Source organism: uncultured Aquimarina sp. (assembly GCF_947492115.1).
In the GTDB taxonomy this organism is placed as follows: domain Bacteria; phylum Bacteroidota; class Bacteroidia; order Flavobacteriales; family Flavobacteriaceae; genus Aquimarina.
This window is the reverse complement of record NZ_CANLMM010000002.1, coordinates 469,091-487,659: the sequence shown is the minus strand read 5'-3', so window position 1 is coordinate 487,659 and position 18,569 is coordinate 469,091. Positions and strand designations below refer to the sequence as shown.

The window sequence follows — 18,569 nt, the reverse complement described above, 5'->3', positions numbered from 1 at the left end:
TGAATTGAGATGCTGTCGGTTATAGTTTTAGGGGAGAATTACGTTATTTTTTTTATTTTTATTGCTGTTCAGTTAATCAAATAGTTAATATTTCATATATGATTGAAAAGGTAAAAGAAGCCATTGCCAAAGATTCTTTGGTATTATTTGTTGGAGCAGGTATGTCCATACCTCTTGGAGTTCCAAATTGGAATAATCTTGTCAAAACTATTTTAAAAAAGTTAGAAGAAAAATATAAACAAAATTCACCGCTAAATTTTCGATATTATATAGAAACCATGGATTCCGGTTCTACTGATTTATTTGATATTTTAACTAGGTTAGAAGAAGAGCATTATAAATCAGAAACTGAAAAAATTTTGTACGAAATTATAGGTAAAGTTTCCTTAGAAGAAAAGAATTTAGAAAGGCATAAAAACCTTTGGAGTATTAGTGATAAGATTATAACTACTAATTATGATAAGGCTCTTGAGAATGTAATACCTAAAGGAGTGCACACATTTACACAAGAAAATGTGTTTCAGCAAAAACAAAGTTTAAGTGGAACTCCCTTTTTATATAAAATCCATGGAGATATTTCTGATCCAACGAAATGTGTTTTGTTTAGAAGTGACTATGAAAAGCTTTATATTGAAGAAAATTCAAATACTCAAAGTTTAAGAAACTTTTTATTGAACAAAACAATTCTTTTTGTGGGTTTTAGTCTGGAAGATCCATTTATTAATAAACAAATTGATTTTTTGAACGAAATATTCAAAGGGCATTCAACTACACATTATATAGTTTCAAATCAAACAAAGGATTTTAGAGAGAAAAATATACAGGTTATTAACGTTGAAAATTGGAATGAAAGTTTTGATAAATTTTTAGGCGAACTAGTCGAATATAAAAATGAATTAACAAATACAATCTATCAAGATAATGATAGTAATTTAGAAGAGATAAATATAGATGAAATTGAAGATGTTATTATTCTGGAAAGTATTTATCAGGAAAAGATTAAAGAAGTCGATAATATTAAGGGTAAAAATAAAGAGTTGTTTAGAGAGTTATCAGCCTTGAAAAATAAAATACTTAGATTGACTGAAGAAAAACTAAATTTTGATTTTCAAAGAAAAATACCAAACCATAAAGAACAGGAATTGGAGTATGTTTTTGATACTATTTTTAGGGAAGAAAAACTTTCAAATGATATTAAAATAAAAATTGATTATATAAAAGATCAAAACTCGGAATATAAATGGTATCATAGGAGTGTTGTTGTAAGTGCGTTATCTTGTAGTTTAATTAATCACAAAGATGTTGATTATTCGAAGATGGATTTATTGATAGATTTTACGAATGACTCAGAAAATAAAGTTTGGCAAAAGGCAATAACGCATTTGTTTTTGGTTTTAAATTATTTAGGAAACCGATGGATGCGGTTTAATCCATTAGTTGTAAAAATTCAAAGACTTAAAAAAAACTTAGTAATTCAAGAAGCTTTAAAAGAGATTGTTTACATAATGCAGTTAAGACTTTTTGAAATATCTCCATTAAGTTCACAGATTTTTGAAAATGATTATTTTAAAAACAACACCTTTAATTATTTTCTGCCATTTTATGAGGGGAATTCATCGATAAATAAAATTTACGAGAAACAAGATATAGAAGATGTGGAAGATTTTGTTGATTTTCTTTATAGTTCTCCATTACCAAGTGCAGTCAAGTATTTGTTTTGTAATAGTTCAAGTGCATCATCGGAGAAAAGAATTATAAATAAGGAAGAAAAGTTTTTTATTTCGCTAATGTATAGGGTCCATAAAAAGCATGGAACTTATATAAATAATATTAATGAATTACTTTCTTTTTATAAGAACTCTCCAAAAGGGGTAATAGCGAAAGGTTTAGAACAAAATTTTAATATAATAAATATAGAAGGGAAAGGGCTCAAAAAACATTTACTAAATAGTATAGAACGTTATAGGGCTATAGCTAGGCATTTTATGTTAGAAGAAAACTGGGGACAAGCGATAGTAAATTATGAACAATTACTTAAAATTAAATCGGATGATTTGAATGCCTTGTCAAATATTGCAGATTGCTATATGAATACAAAAAAGAGAATTGATAAGTCTCTTGAAATAAGAAAGAAAATTGAAAGCTTAAGTCCAAATGAAAGTGAAAATTTTGAGAGAATAGGGGCGATATATTTCTACAAAAAAAAATATATGAAAGCTATTGAGTATTATGATAGAGCTATAGCAATTAATTCTAAAAGGGCTTTGTATTATAACGAAAGAGGTATCACTAAAGACGCTTTAAAGAAATATGTTGAAGCTATAAAAGATTATGATAAAGCAATAGAGATAAATTCCCAAAACTCTTCTTACTATTTCAATAGAGGTTTAGCTAAGGATGAATTAAAAAAGTATAGCGAAGCTATAGAGGACTATAATAAAGCAATAAAACTTGACCCGAAAAACTCTTCTTATTATTTTAATAGAAGTACTTCGATAGGTTTATTAAGAAATTATCAAAAAGCTTTAGAAGATTGTAATAAGGCCATAAACTTGGATCCTAAAAAATCTCATTTTTATAATTACAGAGGGATTATTTGGACTTCTTTAAAATGCTATGAAGAAGCACTGACTGATCACAATAAAGCTATTAGTATGGACCCAGGTTGTGGAGCTTATTACGCTTCAAAATCAAATACTTTAAGGAGAATGAACCTTTTGTCTGATGCTATGAAAACAGTTGATATTGCGATTGAAAAAGACACAGATCCTGGACCAAGTTATGGTAATAAGGCGGCTATTTATTCAGCTTTAGGAGAGAGAATTAAATTTTATGAATTTTTAGAGTTAGCTTTTAAGAAAAAAGCAAAAGCAGAATGGTTAGATGATGATATAAAAAAAGAATATAAGGATGACGAACGCTTTCAAGAACTTTTGATGAAATATAATCAAACCTTGTAATAGCATCAAATGAAAGGATTGGAATGGTATTATTTTTTCTTAAATTTTAAATAAATATGGAACTCAACCAAAGCTGTGGTGATAGAAAAATATGTAGTGCATATGCTATTACGTTCTATTGACAAAATTTTTGATTTTCATTTTTAACTCCTTTTAGTGAGTTATTTCTCTAACCCTTTTTTTAATACTTCCTGAATTCCAGATAGGTGATCGCTAAATTGCATCATCTGTGCAAGCACTTGTGCCATTTCGTTTTTATCGCCAAACCCTTTTAATTTATTGTTTTTTACAAAGGTTTCTTTGATAACTTCCCAGCGGTTTTTTTCCTCCTTTGAAATGTTGTTTGTTAGCTCTTTGTACTTCAGAAGATTGGCTTCTGCAGCACTTGTTAAAGTTTGAGATTCATTTTCATAATGTGATAACAAAAGTGTCTGCAATTCCTTTTCATTCATAATAGGAACTACTTTTGCCACTAATTTACTCATATCACGATACGAACCTTGTAGTTTAAATGACGGTTCTGTGCGGTACGAATCTTCCATTGCAGCAGACTGTATATACGTCGCATTTACTTGCATGACCGTATCACGAATCGTAACTACTTTTTCTAATATAGATAAGTAATCTTGTACTTCTTGTTTTGTATGATTTCCTTTAAGCTCAATACCTTCTTGGGTTCCTGATGCTACCATTTCGATTAATCCATAGATATCTTCGAAATATTTACTGCTTAGTTGATGCAATATAGGATTAGAAGTAAGTGCGTTTTCAATCAAACTCAATTTGAATAAATCAGCTGTATCACCAATAATATCTCCCAAGTTATAGATGTCAGCTCTGTTGGCTAACATATCTGGAATCTGAAATTTTTCACCACTTTCTGTATATGGATTTCCGGCCATGATTACGCAGAATTTCTTACTGCGTAAATCATAGGTTTTAGGATTTCCTTTGTACACTCCTTCAATTTTACGAGTACCATCAGCCAGAGAAATAAATTTCTGTAAAAACTCTGGATTACAGTGTTGAATATCATCTAGATATAGCATCACATTATTACCCATTTCGAATGCAAGGTTTAGTTTTTTCAATTCTTCACGAGCGGCGGCATTATTGGCTGCCATAGGATCCACAGAAGTTACTTCATGACCAATTGCAGGCCCATTTATTTTCATAAATACCAATCCCAAACGATTTGCCATATATTCCATCAGGGTAGTTTTACCGTATCCTGGTGGAGAAATGAGTAATAACATTCCCATTCTATCCGTACGTTTGTTATCTCCAACACTTCCTAATTGCTTGGCTAAGTTGTCTCCAAATAAAGGAAGATATACTTGATCAATTAGTTTGTTTCTAACGAAAGAGGATAAAACTCTTGGTTTAAACTCAGAAAGTTTCAAGTCTTCTTTTAGCATTTCTGTTACCTGATGCTTTGCATCTCTATATGCTTCATAGGCAGGAACATCAATCTGTACAAAGTTGGTTACATCGGCAATAAACTTATGATAATTAAATTCAAAATTTCCTTCTTGTATTGTTGAATGACTTCCTTGTAAACCATCAATAATTTGTGATGGACTTACATGAATAATTTCTGCTATGGATTCTTTTTTGTACAACAGACAACAAACAATCTCATGTGCATAATCAATTTGTTTTGGATGATGTGTTTTTAAATAGGCGGTTACCCATTGCAATGCTAAACGGATGAGATCTTTTTGATATTTATCTCCCGTTGCTTCCAATGATTTTTTGAATCTATCAAGTACCTTTTTCTTTTTTAATTCGGTTAAAAAGGACTCGTGTAGCTCGTTTGCCGTTTGACTAATACAAAAAACATTATCGCTTTGTAATTCCTCAAAAAGATAATTACTAATGACCTCTGCATGATCTGAGGTAAAAAGTTGATGTTCTTCTGAGAATGAAATCACTTCTTTTGCTAAATCAGTAAGTACGGTTTTGTACTCAGTACTATCCGAGAATATAGCTAATACTTCACCTGAAGCTTTAATAGTATTGTTCCAATACTCTTTTTTGTCATCATCCAAACTATTCCAAAAATATTGTGAATACGACCTTGATTTGGAATCGTATCTTAATAAGCCGAGATCATGATCTTTCTGAACTAAAACTTTTAGAATTTTTGCAGCGTCTACATCATGTACGCCTTTTACATAACCTTCTGCATAGTTCTTGCTACTTTCTGATTTTATAATTTCTAGTAGATCTTTTTCAGATATACTAGAAAGGTCTTCTTTTGAGTTTTTGAAAATCTTGTAAGCTAGATAAGCAGCACGATACATATCTTGATTTTCGGAAATAAGTTCTTGATCCCAGTATTTTTTAGAAACTAATAAGGTCTCATTTTCAATCTCCTGATAAAAATCGGTCCCTGTAAGATGATATTGTAAGGTCTTATCTTTGTAAACAATGGTAAGGTCTAGTGGTTGCTTGTTGACACCAAACTTGTGTTTTCCTAATTTGATGATATTTTCACCATCTTCATATAGGTCTTGTTTGTCTTTTAGTTTACGAGTAGCATCTTCCTTGGCAACTTTTAATGCCGTTTCAATGGTTTCCGCTTTACCAGCATCATTTAATTCCATTAAATTGGAGATGATATCACGCAGTTTATTGATCATCAAATCCGAAGCAAAATATCCATTAATATCTGCAACAGTATCAAAACTTAATGCCTTTTTAGTAACTCCTTTGAGTATTCTGTTTGCAGCATTTTCTAAGGCAACTGCCTTTTTGTTTCTTGCCTCGATCAGACTATTTTTTCTAGCTTCAAAAGCATTGTATACTTCTTCTCGCTTTTCTATAATCTGAGTGATGAATTCTTCAAAATCTGCAAATCGACCTTCTAAATCTTCTAGTTGAACAGATACTTTGTTTAACAACTCATCTGTTTTTTCTGGAGTGTTTGCGATATCCAGATAATTGATAATACTCTGATCTACTAGTTTTAATTGGGCTGCAAACTCTGCATTGGCTTCTTTGCTGCCAAGCGATTTTATCGTGTTCTTTATTCCAGCCTTTAATTGATTAATAGTAGCAAAAATCAAAGAAATATTATCGATAATCTTAGTAGAATGAGATGTGTCTTCAATCTGAAGGTTGGAAACAATATCAATAAGCATTTCCAAGTCCGTTGCAATCTGATTTACTTCGTCTTCTAACTTTTTAGCATCGATTACTTTTTTGATGTTATCCAGCGATTGCTTTTTTTCTTCTACTCTCTCGTGATAGGGTAGTAGTGCCTTGTCATCTAGTAAGAATTGCACACAGCGCTGAGAAATTTTATCCGTTTGCTCTGCAATTTCTGTTTCAAGCTCAGTGATAAAGGTTTTATCTACATAACGAATGTCTTGTAAACCAATTACTTCACCGCGCAGGGTTCTTAGTTGTGATAAAACTTGCACAAAATCATCTATAGATCGGAAGGAGCTACTTTTTATCTTCCCAAAGATTTCTTCTGCTTTTGCTTTGGTTTCTTTGGTTACATTGGCAGCAGTTCTTCTTAGTTGGACAACTTTTTCAAATTCATCGATAGCTGCATTTGCTGCATTACTTATTTCTCCTAACGGAATATCTAAACGGAAGGTATCATCTTCTCTAATCCAATAATAGCTGTCTACAATTTCTCCCGAAGATTTAGCCAGATCATCATACAAACCATCATAACTATCTTCTTTATTCAGAAGTGTAATGAGTGCATGGCATTCTGCCATTGCTTTTACGATATCTTTATTTCCTATTTTGTAAATTAAAGTGTCTGTATGCTGAGAAGGAATTTCGTTTCCAGTTAAGAAAGGAGTTTGCCAAATTTGAATAACATGATGTTTCGTTTGCTCATCTTCAGTTTTGAAATAGCACAACTCTCCATCTTCTAAAATGGTAAACCCATTACAAACGATAGGAGTTTTTACCTCTTGCTCTATTACATTATATGACATCAAAGTATAAAGTCCTTTTTCGCTTTCATAGAAAACATATAGAAAATCTTCACCATTAGGAGAGCTTATTTTTTCTTGAAATTGAACATCAGAAACTTCATTGGTGAACAGTTTTACTTCTCCAGATTGTAGATAATAACCATTAGGATAGATGATTCCTTGATCATCAGGCAAAAGCACACAAGCGTCTTTTATACACTCGATTTTTTTTACTTCTTGTACTTTATGATTGTATACAAAGTATCTAGGAGTTTCCTGAAATGGTTTTATTTCTAAGGCGATGAGGTTGCCTAAATCTGCATAACGATATTGACCATCATCTAAGGTTTGATCTACTTGCGCTACCGCTTCATTGTAGATTCCTTTTCCATCATCTGTGTTGTCTTCGATTTTAATGGTGAGATCTCCACCAACGGTTTCTACAAATACTTTATCTAAAATAGAGATATGCGGATGGGTTCCGTATCTATGCATATCTCGAGTTACTTCTGTCCACTCGAAATCATACTGATTCGGAAATTTAAATTCGTGCTCACTTCGGTTATCAACATAGGTAAGTGTTCCTTCATTGATTAACCATTTAAAGGTTTTAATATCGGATACGCTTTCGCTTAACTGAAAAACCATATGAAGATAGTTGCCTACAATAGCAAACTTCGAAAAAATGGTGTTTCTATAATACTTATATAAATTCGTGAAATCATTAATAAAAATATCGTCCTCGATGAGGTCTAATTTTTTATTTACAAAGTGATCATCGGTGTAAGTATAAATACTAAAAACATCTTCTAACTTGATCTCTGTTCTTAAACCAAAATGTACATTGTAACCAAAGAGACAATATTTACCAATGGTTACGATGTCTCTGGCGATACAATTATTTTCGGTATTGATGCGATTATTGGCAATTAGTTTAGTTTCTACACTACCAAAAACTTCTTTTCTTGCATCATTTAGTTGGGTAAGACGATTCTGGAGTTCACCTTTTTGTTTTTGCAAACGATTTTGGATGATCTCATAGGTTCCACCGTCTAATTGTATGTTATTTGTGTTGGTTTCTTCCATAGTTTTTAAAATCGAAAATACTTTCGTTTTATAAAGTCTTCGACAGGCTCAGTCTGACAATCAATTTTAGTTATTACTTCCGATGTCACGTTGAGCTTGTCGAAGCGCTCGCTAGATAAAATTACTATTCTATTTGATTTCCAAATTCAGTATAGTTTTTCGAAAATTCAATTAATTTATCCCAATCTTTTTCTATCAATGCTATTTTTTTCCTTCGACTCCATCCTTTTAACTGTTTTTCTATTTTAATAGCTTGATTAGGGTCAATAAAAGTTTCAAACCATTTTAATTCTACAGGTTTACGATTAAAAGTGTAACAATCCTGGTTTAGACCTTTGTTATGTTCGTATGTCCTTCTTTCTAAATTATTTGTTATTCCTACATAAAAGGAATTATCTTTACACTTAATTATATACACATAGTATTGTTTCATTAGTACATTTCCATAAAGGTTTCAATGACACTTCGACAAGCTCAGTGTGACATCCTAGTTTGATAATCATATTGCATTAGAATAAACTATTAATTACTGTTCAAAATCTATTCTTTAATCTTCTCAATCCTTGAATTCGTTGGTTTTTCTGAATCATAGACAATTTTTAAAGAATCTCCAACTTTTCCTGGTTTTTCAAAATACAAATCATGCTCTTGTCGTACTATTTCTTGGATCTTTTGATAACTCTTTCCATTTACCTCGTATTCATATGTTACATGAAAGTTGTCAATGTCCAAACCAATATCACTATCTAATTTGTTGGTAGTGATTTTAGTTATCACCGCGGATGTTTGGACTCCATTTTTTGCTAAACCTTCTTTTTTGTAATAGGTATTAAATGCTAATACGCCAATGCATATAAATAATACTGCGATTAGTCCTAAAAATTTTCTACTCATGATTTCGTTTTTTTATTATCTAAACGATCCAAAACTTACACCTGGATCGTAATACTATTGATAAAGAACAAACCAGAAAAGCAAAATAAAAACAGCGACACTTAGTATAATTGTTAGTATGTGTTTTCTACGAGTTTGTTTTCGTTGTTTTTTTAGTTTATCCCTAATCTCTTGCAATAGCTCTTCAGAAACGGGTACGGTTTCAATGCCTTTACTTTCACTGTCAGTTTCTGTCCATCCATCATAGGCTTTTCGTTCTTTTCTTCTACTATTTTTAAGAAGATTACTTAAATTATGACCATATCCTCCCATCACTACGCTATGTATATCAGAATAGATGTTATCAGAACTATTATCATCCCAAAGACAACAACTTGTTTTCTATAAAGTACTTGCCTTTGCCTTTTTAGCTTATCTCGTATCTTTTGTAAAGTTTCTTCCGAAATGGGTTCTACTTTGATACCTCTACTTTGGGTATCCGTATTTCCATTTATATGGCTAAAAGCATCTCTTTTATTTCTTCGATCATTAAACTTAATCGAAGCAATCATTGCAGCTATACTCATAATTAAACCAGTATTAAAAGTTAAACAAATCCCATCTAGTCAATCACTCGCTACCCCAAAGAGAGTTCAAGACTTTCAGGGATTGACTTTTATGGGTCTAAAAATGTATATGTGTTAGTATGCATATATTTCATGAAAAGAAAAGGGTAGGTGATACCCTTTTCTTTTTGTTTTCTCTGCACAGAGAGAAGTTTATATTATTTCAATTTCTTGTCTGAAATTCCTAATCCTTTAGCTAGATTAAACAGGTTACTAAACAAGGTGTTTTCTTCTTCGTTAGTAGATTTCTGTTTTAAATCCATTAGGATATTGGCAATCGTTAGATTTTTGATGTCTTCAGAAGAGATTCCGTATTTGGTAGCAAAATCTCTTACTTTTTCCAAAAGGTTTCCTTTTACATCATCACTTCCTAGAATAGCATCTTTTACTTCTTGTACCGTACTAGAATGTTGTACCAATCTATCGTATCCTTTGGCTTTGGTAATTTGACCAATAATTTGCTCGAAGAACATAGTTTCACCACCTACAATATCAATATTAGCAGCTTTTAATGCAGCTCCGATAACATCTGCTTGTGCAAAGGCAATCTCTTTCTGAATATTGATCTGTGCAAGATCCACTTGTAATTCCTTATCTAATTTCAACTTGAATTCTTCGTGTTCTTTACCAACACCATCCAGCTTCTTCATTGCTTCCGCTTTCTCTTCGATTCCCGCAGCTTCTGCTAATGCAATTTCTTTATCACCTATAGCTTGTGCAAGTGCTTTTTCTTTAATCACTTCAGCTTCTGCGATTCCTTCTTCTTTAACAGCTTCTGCTTTTGCAAGAATACCTGCAGCTTCTGCTTTTGCTTTTTTCTCGATGATATTCGCTTCCACTAATCCCTGACGCTCGTTAGCATCTGCTTTGGCATGCATTACTTGTGCTTCAGACATTCCAATAGTAGCTTCTTCTTTAGCTTGTGCTTCTGCCAATGTTTTACGAGCTTCCGCTTCTTTTTCACTAGCTTCTTTTTGCGCTTGTGCTTCGATATTGATTTCTTCAGCTTTTTGCTTAGCAGCTTCTTTTTGCGCTTCCGCAGCTTTGATTGTAGAGATCAACGCTTCTTCTGCATTTGCTTCAGCAATGGTAATTTTTACTTGCTTCTCACGATTTGCAGTTTTGAATGCTTCGATATCTTTCATGTTTTCTTGCTCTTCGACCACGCCTTTTTCTAGCATCACGCGATCACGAATCACATCCTGAATGTTCTTTTTCTCTACTTCAACTACTTTTTCTTTTTCTATTTGTGCTAAGGTTACAATTCGCTCACGCTCTGTTGCTTCTAGCATTCTATCTTTTTCTACTCTTTCTGTTTCAACAGCATTAGTACGTTGCTTGTTTTTCTCAGCAACAATAATTTGACGTTGCATATTTTCTTCGGCAACTTTTACTTTCTCTTCGGTAGCAATACGTGCTGTTTCAGATTTAAGTCTTTCTTCTTCTCCTACTTTTAATATTTCAGCTTCTTCACGCGCTTTGATATTAGCAATTTCTCTTCTTTGCTGTTCTTCTTTTTCTGCCAATTGCTTATCAAGTTCTAGGATAGCTTCTCGTGCCTCTACATCTTGCTTGCGAATAACTTTTTCCTCATCCCGCTTGATCAGATTGGATTTTACATTCTGTGCAGCAGTTAACTCAGTGATTTTCTTAATACCTTCAGCATCCAGAATATTATCTGGTTTCATAACGCTTAGTGAAGTTTGTTCTAAGTCATCGATTGCGCAATCATCTAACACGTATCCATTTAGATCTGTACCAATGATATTTACAATTTCATCTCTGAATTCTCTACGCGCTTCATATAACTCTACAAATTCAAACTTTTTTCCTACGGTTTTTAAGGCTTCAGAGAACTTAGCATCGAATAAATTACGAAGAACATCGATTTCTGAGGCTCTGGCACATCCGATAGTTTGTGCTACATTGATAATATCTGCTTTTGATTTATTTACACGTACAAAAAACGCTACTTTAATGTCTGCTCGAATGTTATCTTTACAGATTAATCCATTGGTTCCTGTTCTTTCAATTTCTAGCTTCTTTACAGCGATATCCATAATCTCCATTTTATGAAGTACTGGAACTACTAATCCTGCATTAAAATAAACTTTGGTTCCGCCAGCTCCTGTTCGCACTAGGACTTTACCTTGGATTATTTTTTTGTACATGGATATAATCCATACAATTAATCCAAAAGCTACAATTACGATAGCTATTAAGACTATTATTGATGATTTCTCTAACATATTAATTTGAATTTGTCGGTTATTTATGATTGAAATTTTTCTATTAAATAATATTTCTTGTCTTTTGATTCGTTGACAATTAAAGCTTCTTCTCCAGATGAAATAGATGCTCCTTTAAAACCTTTAGCTTGAACTCTTATAGGATCACCTTTTACCACGACTTCTATTTGTCCTAGCTTATCTCCGGATACTGGGGATTTTACAATACATCTTCTTCCTAAAAAGTCAATTTCTTCTTCTCCTTTATGATCTATCATTCGATAAAGTTTAGCAATAGGCTTGGTTAACAATTTTGTAATAAACAAGCTCACTATTAGATTGGGAACTAGCATCAGAAAACCAATCCAATTAGATTGCCATCCAAATGAATAGGTGATATTTATAGATATGAACCAAATTGAAAAAAAGAGAATTGTAAGCATAAACATTAAGGGCAACTCATCAAAGTTGAAATACCTTAAAAATTGTATGCCTGCACTTTCGGTCTGAACTTCAGAATTGATATTTTTTGGTGGTAAGTCCACATCGGGATTGTAATTATCCAGATCGGCGTCCATATCTACATCAAGATCTATGTCTGTCGAAGCATCAAACTCAACATCAAAGAAGTCCAAATCCAATCCTGTAAGTATGGTTAAAATCCAGTACAACAAAAGAGCTAAACACATAATGGAGAAAAATGCGTTTACCGGTGAAAATGCTATCTCTACTAATTCTTTCAATGTTTCAGTTGTTTAGTAAGTTAATTGTTATCTCATTAATTATCCCTCTTTTCAAAATCTTCGGTTTGATAGATTTTTATTCTTCATATTGCTAGATAAATCAGAGCAACGAAGATACTTGTCCAAAAAATACCTATAAATAATGCTCCCATCTTCTTATTATTTAAGTTTTACTGCGGTTCCATACGCAAGGATTTCTGAAGCTCCTTGCATAACCATAGAAGTAGTCAATCTTACATTAATAACCGCATCTGCTCCTAATCGTTGCGCATCCTGATGCATTCTTTGTAAAGCTTGTTCTCTGGACTGTGCCTGTAGTTTGGTGTATTCTTCTATTTCTCCTCCTACAATATTTTTTAGCCCTGCAAAAACATCTCTACCAATATTTCTGGCTCTCACTGTACTTCCTCTTGCAATTCCTAAAATTTCAATAACTTCCTTATTAGGTATCTTTTCTGTCGTAGATGTTACCATGATTTATTAGTTTTTTTGTTATTATTTTTTGAGTAGACCAAAAGCATCTGATAATCAATTACTTGATTGGATTCGATAAGATCTTATAATAGTCTATTGTTTCTTTGTTTTTTGTAGGAAACATAGAAAATGTCATTAACCTGTCTTTGACCTTCAAAAAGAATAGTCAATACTTTATTTTTAAGTTACCAGTTAAGGTTGCAAGTTAGTGCCTTAAAGCTTTAAAATGTTACCCCTTTTCTGGGGTTTTTTGAATTACGAGTCTTTCATTCCAAGCTGTTCTTTTAGCTTAGCTAAATCGTCTTCTGCATTCGTTCGCGTTACATCAACAGCTTTGTCTAATTCTTCGTCTATAGATTTAGAAGCGTTTGCAATATCACCATAAGCTTCTGCTAAAGCTTCTTCCTGATTTACTTTGTCCTTCATTCTTTCCAACATAGAAACAGTACTAGAACTATCTATTTCTGCCATTTGCTTATTCACATTTTTGGTAGCAGCAGAAACTTTTACTCTTGCTTTTAAAGTTTTTAGCTCGTTTTCCCACTTGCTAATGTTTTGTTTGATTTCGTCAACATTTTTTTCTAACTGAGATACGGATTTATCAAACTTTTCTGTTTCACCCTTACCACGAGTAACATGCTGTAGTGATTCTTCCTTTTTAATTAAAGCTTCTTTAGCTAATCTATCAGCCTCTGCAGTATCTAGATCTCCGCTTTGTGCTTTTTTTAGAATTAGCATGGCTTTTTGTTGGTAATCTTCTGCTTTAGCAGCAAATTCTTCTGTATCATTTTTAGATCGAATTGCTAAAGCTTTTACCTGTGCTAAAGCTTCCAGGCTTTTTTCTAGATCAACTTTCATATCTCTAATTCCCTGCTCTGTCATCTTAATAGGATCTTCCATTTTATCGATCGCAGAATGCGCTTCAGCTTCACCTATTTTAAATAGTCTTTTGAAAAAGTTCATAATTTAATATTTTGAAAAATTTATAATTTGTTCTGAGTATTCACTTAATAATAATCCTAGTGAGTTTAATGTCCCTTCTAATTCATTAAGATCTAAGTTTTCTATTTGTAATGTATCTCTGAAGATTACCTTTTCACCAGTTTCATCTAGGACAAATGCTCCATGAACAATATCTCTGTTCTTTTGAAGCAAACTACGATACACTAGTTCATTCTTATTTTTTATATTAAAAATGTGCTGTTCAATGATCAAAATAGGTGGTGCAACACCTAGAATCAAGTTTTTAATCCCTTCGTTTTCTTTACTAATCATTATAATTCCATCACCGATATTTTCATGAATGATGTTGAAATTAAGGGTTAGTAAATATTCTTTCACCAGTTGGAAGTGATCTTGCATATGATGGTTGTTTTGATTGACAATTAGTAATTTATTCGCTGTTTATGACTTAGTATCAATATTACAAAAAGTAAGATAACTTTTCTACTATATCGACGGCTAAATTGACAATGTATTGTACTACGGATATCATGGGTATGTTGTTGTTTTATGATTAATGAATTTAGTTATGATGCTAAAATTTTTAGTATGTCCTATGATTTTGCCCAAAATCATTATACTTTTAAAAAGTATTTCTACTAAAATTAGCATTTATTAAATATATTAGCTAATATTGTTAGTGTAAAAGTACAATAATTTTTTATAATTGCAAATAAAATTAGCAAAAATGTCATTTTTTGGAAAAAATATTAAAAAAATTAGAAGTGTAAAGAGTTTGAGTCAACAAGCTTTTGCGGAGCTATTTGACTTAAAAAGAGGGACTTTGGGGGCGTATGAGGAAGGTAGGAGTGAGCCTAAAATAGATACGATAATAAAAATAGCTAATTATTTTAGCATATCTGTTGATAAGTTGCTAACTGATGAACTGACGGTAAATGAACTTTTAAAGTTTAAAGGAGATCTCACTACCTATGCAGAGGATATAAAGAGAGAACAATTTGCTGTGATACCTTGTATAACAGAAAGTACAGCTGGAGAATATATCTCCTTATATACTAAAGACAACTTTATAAAAGAGTTACCTACAATTCAATTACCAGTAAATCCTGCTAAAAAGTTTAGAGGCTATACGGTACTGAATTTAGAAATGACAAATCATGATCAAGGTTTTTATCCAAAGGATATCGTTATAGGAGAAGAAGTGCCTTCTAATGTCATTAAGAAATTGAATAATGGGACCTTGGTAGTAGCGTTAACAGATGCTAAATTAATCTTTAGAAGATTGTATATAACAAACAACAATGTTGTTTTGAGAGCGGATCATAAAAATATAGAAGACGAAGAATATCCAATTTCTGAAATTAAGGAAATGTGGCGGGTACGTTATGTGTTTTGTAAACGTATTCCTGAGTTTGCGGATGGAATGGAAGATAAATTACAAATGATAGAACAAGAGCTATTAAGAATGAAAGAAAAATTGAGATAAAACTTATCATCAAAAGCAGCGTAATTTTAAAAAGAGGTGCAACGGCTCCTCTTTTTTGTAGTAAGCGTATCATTAAAAGATGCGTATTTATCTGTTTTCCATTGTAAATTATAAAATTCTCCTAATTAGGGCGTTGCTCAATATTTTTTTGATATCTTCCATTGGTGAATAAAGACATTAGCGTAAATTCCAATATAAATATTGCAACTCCATTTTGATGAATACAATTTTTGATGCGATCCGTTCTCAGAATTTAGAAGCTGTAGATAGCTTTCTAAAAAAGGATCCAAGTTTAGTACATACAAAAGATCAAAGAGGATCTACACCTCTTTTACTTTCTACTTATTATGGTTTTTTGGATATAGCCAAATTGATTATAAGTCGAGGAGCGGATATTAATCAACAGGATGCTTCTGGAAATACCGCTTTGATGGGAGTTTGTTTTAAAGGGCATTATGAAATTGCAGAACTATTAATTTCTAATGGTGCAGATGTGGATATTAAAAGTTATAATGATGCCACGGCATTAATTTTTGCAGCTACTTTTGGTCAAAAAGAAATAATTAGATTATTGATTTCTAAAGGTGCAGATGTTTCCATCAAAGATAATACCGGTCGAACAGCTGAAATGCATGCTCAAAGTCATGGAATTGATTTTGCTGAATTATTGAATGAAACAGAGTGAGTTTAGATTCTCATATAACAGATATAAAATCGGTTAATATACGTTCTACAAATATTAAAAGACGGTTATTAATGTCTCCTACTGCTGTAGGCACTCTTACGAAATATCTTCAAGATCATATTGGAACTGAAATATTGATTATTAATACCAACGTAGGTATGGAAATCTATTACTACGCTAAGAATGATCATAGTCATTTTATAAAAGAAACTGCATTATTGCATACTATGAAGCTTGTAGATGCTTCGAAATTAAGATTTAAGAACTCTCTTAGTTCTGAAGAAGTTCGGAAAAATTTCACAGAGACTATAATTACTTTTGCACAATATCCGCAACTATTCTTGGCGTATGCAAAGAAATTTATTCATCTAAGAAATAATAATTCTCAAAGCAGATACATCATGCCTGCTTTGAATAGTTTTTTTGAAGATGCAATGGCGTTTTTGGCTGAGACGGGTAAAGTGCCACACTATGATAGAATTCAAAGAGCAAAAAATAAATCCCAGAAGTTAGATGGAAATCAAAAAATAATTTGCGATCTAATCTCTGAGATTTTACTTAAGAAACATAGAAAAAACTAAATATCTATGTGTTAGAATTCTGCGTTTAAAGGAGTTCTAGGGTAAGGTATTACATCTCTAATATTACCCATTCCTGTTACGAATAATACTAGTCGTTCGAAACCTAATCCAAAACCACTATGTGTACAAGTTCCAAAACGACGAGTATCTAAATACCACCATAATTCTTCTTCAGGGATATTTAGAGCAGCCATTTTTTCTTTTAATACATCTAAGCGCTCTTCTCTCTGAGAACCTCCTACGATTTCACCAATTCCAGGGAATAAAATATCCATTGCTCTTACCGTTTTTCCATCCTCATTAAGTCTCATGTAAAAAGATTTAATGTCTGCTGGATAGTCAAATAAGATAACAGGACATTTAAAATGTTTTTCTACTAAGAAACGCTCATGTTCACTTTGTAAATCCGCTCCCCAATCATCGATAGGAAATTTAAATTTTTTCTTTTTATTAGGTTTAGAATTTTTAAGAATCTCAATTGCTTCTGTATAACTTACTCTTTTAAAGTTGTTCTCTAAGACAAACTTCAGCTTATCTCTAAGTAGCATCTCCGCTCTTTCGGCTTGAGGTTTTTGTTTGTCCTCCTGCACTAATCTGTTTTCTAAAAATTCTAGATCATCCTGGCAATTATCTAACACATATTGAATTACATATTTGATAAAATCTTCAGCCAAATCCATATTTCCATCTAGGTCACAAAAAGCAACTTCTGGTTCTACCATCCAAAACTCGGCAAGGTGACGAGAAGTATTAGAGTTTTCTGCTCTAAAAGTAGGTCCAAAGGTATATACCTGACCTAATCCCATTGCATAGGTTTCAGCTTCTAATTGTCCGGAAACGGTTAAGTTAGTTTCTCCTCCAAAAAAATCTTGTTTGTAATCTACATTTCCATTTTCGTCTTTTGGAATACTGTTGAAGTCTAAGTTAGTTACTTTGAATGCTTCTCCGGCTCCTTCAGCATCACTTTTAGTTATTACTGGCGTGTGTACGTAGTAAAAGTCATTTTTTTGAAAGTATTCATGAATGGCAAAAGATAATTTAGATCTCATACGCATAATTGCTCCAAACGTATTAGTTCGAACACGTAAGTGAGCTTGTTCTCTTAACTTTTCCAAAGTATGACGCTTTGGAGACAAAATGGTAAGTTTCAATTCTTCTGGATCTGCTTCCCCTTCAATAACAATATTCGAAACTTTTATTTCTACGCGTTGTCCTTTACCTTCACTTTCAGTAAGTGTTCCTTCTATAGAAAGTGCTGCACCAACATTAATTTTGGAAGTAATTTCACTATCGATCGTATTATCTTCAATTACACACTGAATGTTCTTAATAGTTGACCCATCGTTAATCGCAATAAATCGATCATTTCTAAAAGAACGAACCCATCCTTTTACAGATACAGGTTGCAATAGTTTGTCACTTGCTAGTACTTCTATTACTTTCGTATGTTTCATCTTTGTTTTTATTCTTTTTAATTGTTAGTTATAAATAACCATAATACATTTTAAGTTTATTCAAAATGAATGTCATACATAAGGTTATTTATATCTATTTAGTTCATTTGTATGATAACAGGCTGATCGATTTCTGAATTTCTATTCTTCAATCAATATGGCACCTATTTTTGTTTATACGTTATACCAAATAAATAGTATAAATTTTAAGTTAGCAAAGATAATTTTTTAATCTAATTAGGGCATTAGAATCTTACTCAAAAAATAAACGAATTATGTTCTTAAATGTTTTAATTCTTTTTTTAAGGGCAAATTGATGCTTTTTTCTTGTAGAACAGGATTTAGCGGTTTTTTCTAGAAGAATTTGATGTAAAAACCGTAAAAATAGAGGTTTTTGGGGAAAAAATCGCTTTTTTTGAAGTTTTTTTAATAATTGTATATAAAAATTCTTACACGATTATTTTTTGTA

At 32.0% G+C, this 18,569-nt stretch carries 15 protein-coding genes; 4 read left to right on the top strand and 11 right to left on the bottom strand.

Annotated elements, in window-relative coordinates:
- Window positions 1–98 precede the first annotated feature (98 nt).
- A complete protein-coding gene (locus Q1A73_RS07520; RefSeq protein WP_299603655.1) occupies window positions 99–2,960 on the top strand; it encodes an SIR2 family protein in 2,862 nt (953 codons plus the stop codon).
- Between the two features lie 161 nt (window positions 2,961–3,121).
- Here the strand turns inward: Q1A73_RS07520 and Q1A73_RS07515 are convergent, their stop codons facing one another.
- The 10 genes from Q1A73_RS07515 to Q1A73_RS07470 all read right to left on the bottom strand — a co-directional run bounded on the left by Q1A73_RS07515 (window position 3,122) and on the right by Q1A73_RS07470 (window position 14,293).
- Window positions 3,122–7,987: a DNA repair ATPase gene (locus tag Q1A73_RS07515; protein ID WP_299603652.1), complete on the bottom strand. Its 4,866-nt coding sequence runs from the start codon at window positions 7,985–7,987 to the stop codon at window positions 3,122–3,124.
- Window positions 7,988–8,111: 124 nt separating this feature from the next.
- Window positions 8,112–8,420 carry a GIY-YIG nuclease family protein gene (locus tag Q1A73_RS07510; RefSeq protein WP_299603648.1) on the bottom strand — a complete coding sequence of 103 codons (309 nt, stop codon included), beginning with the start codon at window positions 8,418–8,420 and terminating at the stop codon, window positions 8,112–8,114.
- A 107-nt stretch (window positions 8,421–8,527) separates the two neighbouring features.
- Window positions 8,528–8,881: a DUF3592 domain-containing protein gene (locus Q1A73_RS07505; RefSeq protein WP_299603646.1), complete on the bottom strand. Its 354-nt coding sequence runs from the start codon at window positions 8,879–8,881 to the stop codon at window positions 8,528–8,530.
- Between the two features lie 54 nt (window positions 8,882–8,935).
- Window positions 8,936–9,196, bottom strand: a complete 261-nt coding sequence (locus Q1A73_RS07500) for a hypothetical protein (protein WP_299603643.1) — start codon at window positions 9,194–9,196, stop codon at window positions 8,936–8,938.
- The gene (locus tag Q1A73_RS07495; RefSeq protein WP_299603640.1) at window positions 9,196–9,447 is read right to left on the bottom strand and encodes a hypothetical protein; all 252 of its coding nucleotides are present in this window, start codon (window positions 9,445–9,447) and stop codon (window positions 9,196–9,198) included. Before Q1A73_RS07495 ends, Q1A73_RS07500 begins: the two co-directional genes overlap by 1 nt.
- A gap of 197 nt (window positions 9,448–9,644) precedes the next feature.
- Entirely contained in the window at window positions 9,645–11,735 is a 2,091-nt protein-coding gene (locus tag Q1A73_RS07490; RefSeq protein ID WP_299603637.1) for a flotillin family protein, read from the bottom strand.
- Between the two features lie 23 nt (window positions 11,736–11,758).
- Window positions 11,759–12,457, bottom strand: coding sequence for an OB-fold-containig protein (locus Q1A73_RS07485; RefSeq protein WP_299603636.1), 699 nt, complete (start codon window positions 12,455–12,457; stop codon window positions 11,759–11,761).
- A gap of 159 nt (window positions 12,458–12,616) precedes the next feature.
- Window positions 12,617–12,931 (bottom strand): YbjQ family protein, encoded by a 315-nt coding sequence (locus Q1A73_RS07480; protein ID WP_299603633.1) that lies wholly within the window; start codon window positions 12,929–12,931, stop codon window positions 12,617–12,619.
- Between the two features lie 255 nt (window positions 12,932–13,186).
- Window positions 13,187–13,894: a PspA/IM30 family protein gene (locus Q1A73_RS07475; RefSeq protein WP_299603630.1), complete on the bottom strand. Its 708-nt coding sequence runs from the start codon at window positions 13,892–13,894 to the stop codon at window positions 13,187–13,189.
- Between the two features lie 3 nt (window positions 13,895–13,897).
- Complete coding sequence (locus Q1A73_RS07470) at window positions 13,898–14,293, bottom strand: molecular chaperone Tir (RefSeq protein WP_299603628.1); 396 nt, start codon at window positions 14,291–14,293, stop codon at window positions 13,898–13,900.
- Between the two features lie 328 nt (window positions 14,294–14,621).
- Here Q1A73_RS07470 and Q1A73_RS07465 point away from each other — a divergent pair, with 328 nt between their 5' ends.
- From Q1A73_RS07465 to Q1A73_RS07455, 3 genes are all read left to right on the top strand, one after another.
- Entirely contained in the window at window positions 14,622–15,380 is a 759-nt protein-coding gene (locus tag Q1A73_RS07465) for a helix-turn-helix domain-containing protein (protein WP_299603626.1), read from the top strand.
- Window positions 15,381–15,597: 217 nt separating this feature from the next.
- Window positions 15,598–16,065: an ankyrin repeat domain-containing protein gene (locus Q1A73_RS07460; RefSeq protein ID WP_299603624.1), complete on the top strand. Its 468-nt coding sequence runs from the start codon at window positions 15,598–15,600 to the stop codon at window positions 16,063–16,065.
- Complete coding sequence (locus Q1A73_RS07455; RefSeq protein WP_299603623.1) at window positions 16,062–16,646, top strand: hypothetical protein; 585 nt, start codon at window positions 16,062–16,064, stop codon at window positions 16,644–16,646. Before Q1A73_RS07460 ends, Q1A73_RS07455 begins: the two co-directional genes overlap by 4 nt.
- Before the next feature lie 11 nt (window positions 16,647–16,657).
- On the opposite strand, the gene asnS is transcribed toward Q1A73_RS07455, so the two are convergent.
- Complete coding sequence (asnS, locus tag Q1A73_RS07450) at window positions 16,658–18,100, bottom strand: asparagine--tRNA ligase (protein WP_299603622.1); 1,443 nt, start codon at window positions 18,098–18,100, stop codon at window positions 16,658–16,660.
- Window positions 18,101–18,569: the final 469 nt, after the last annotated feature.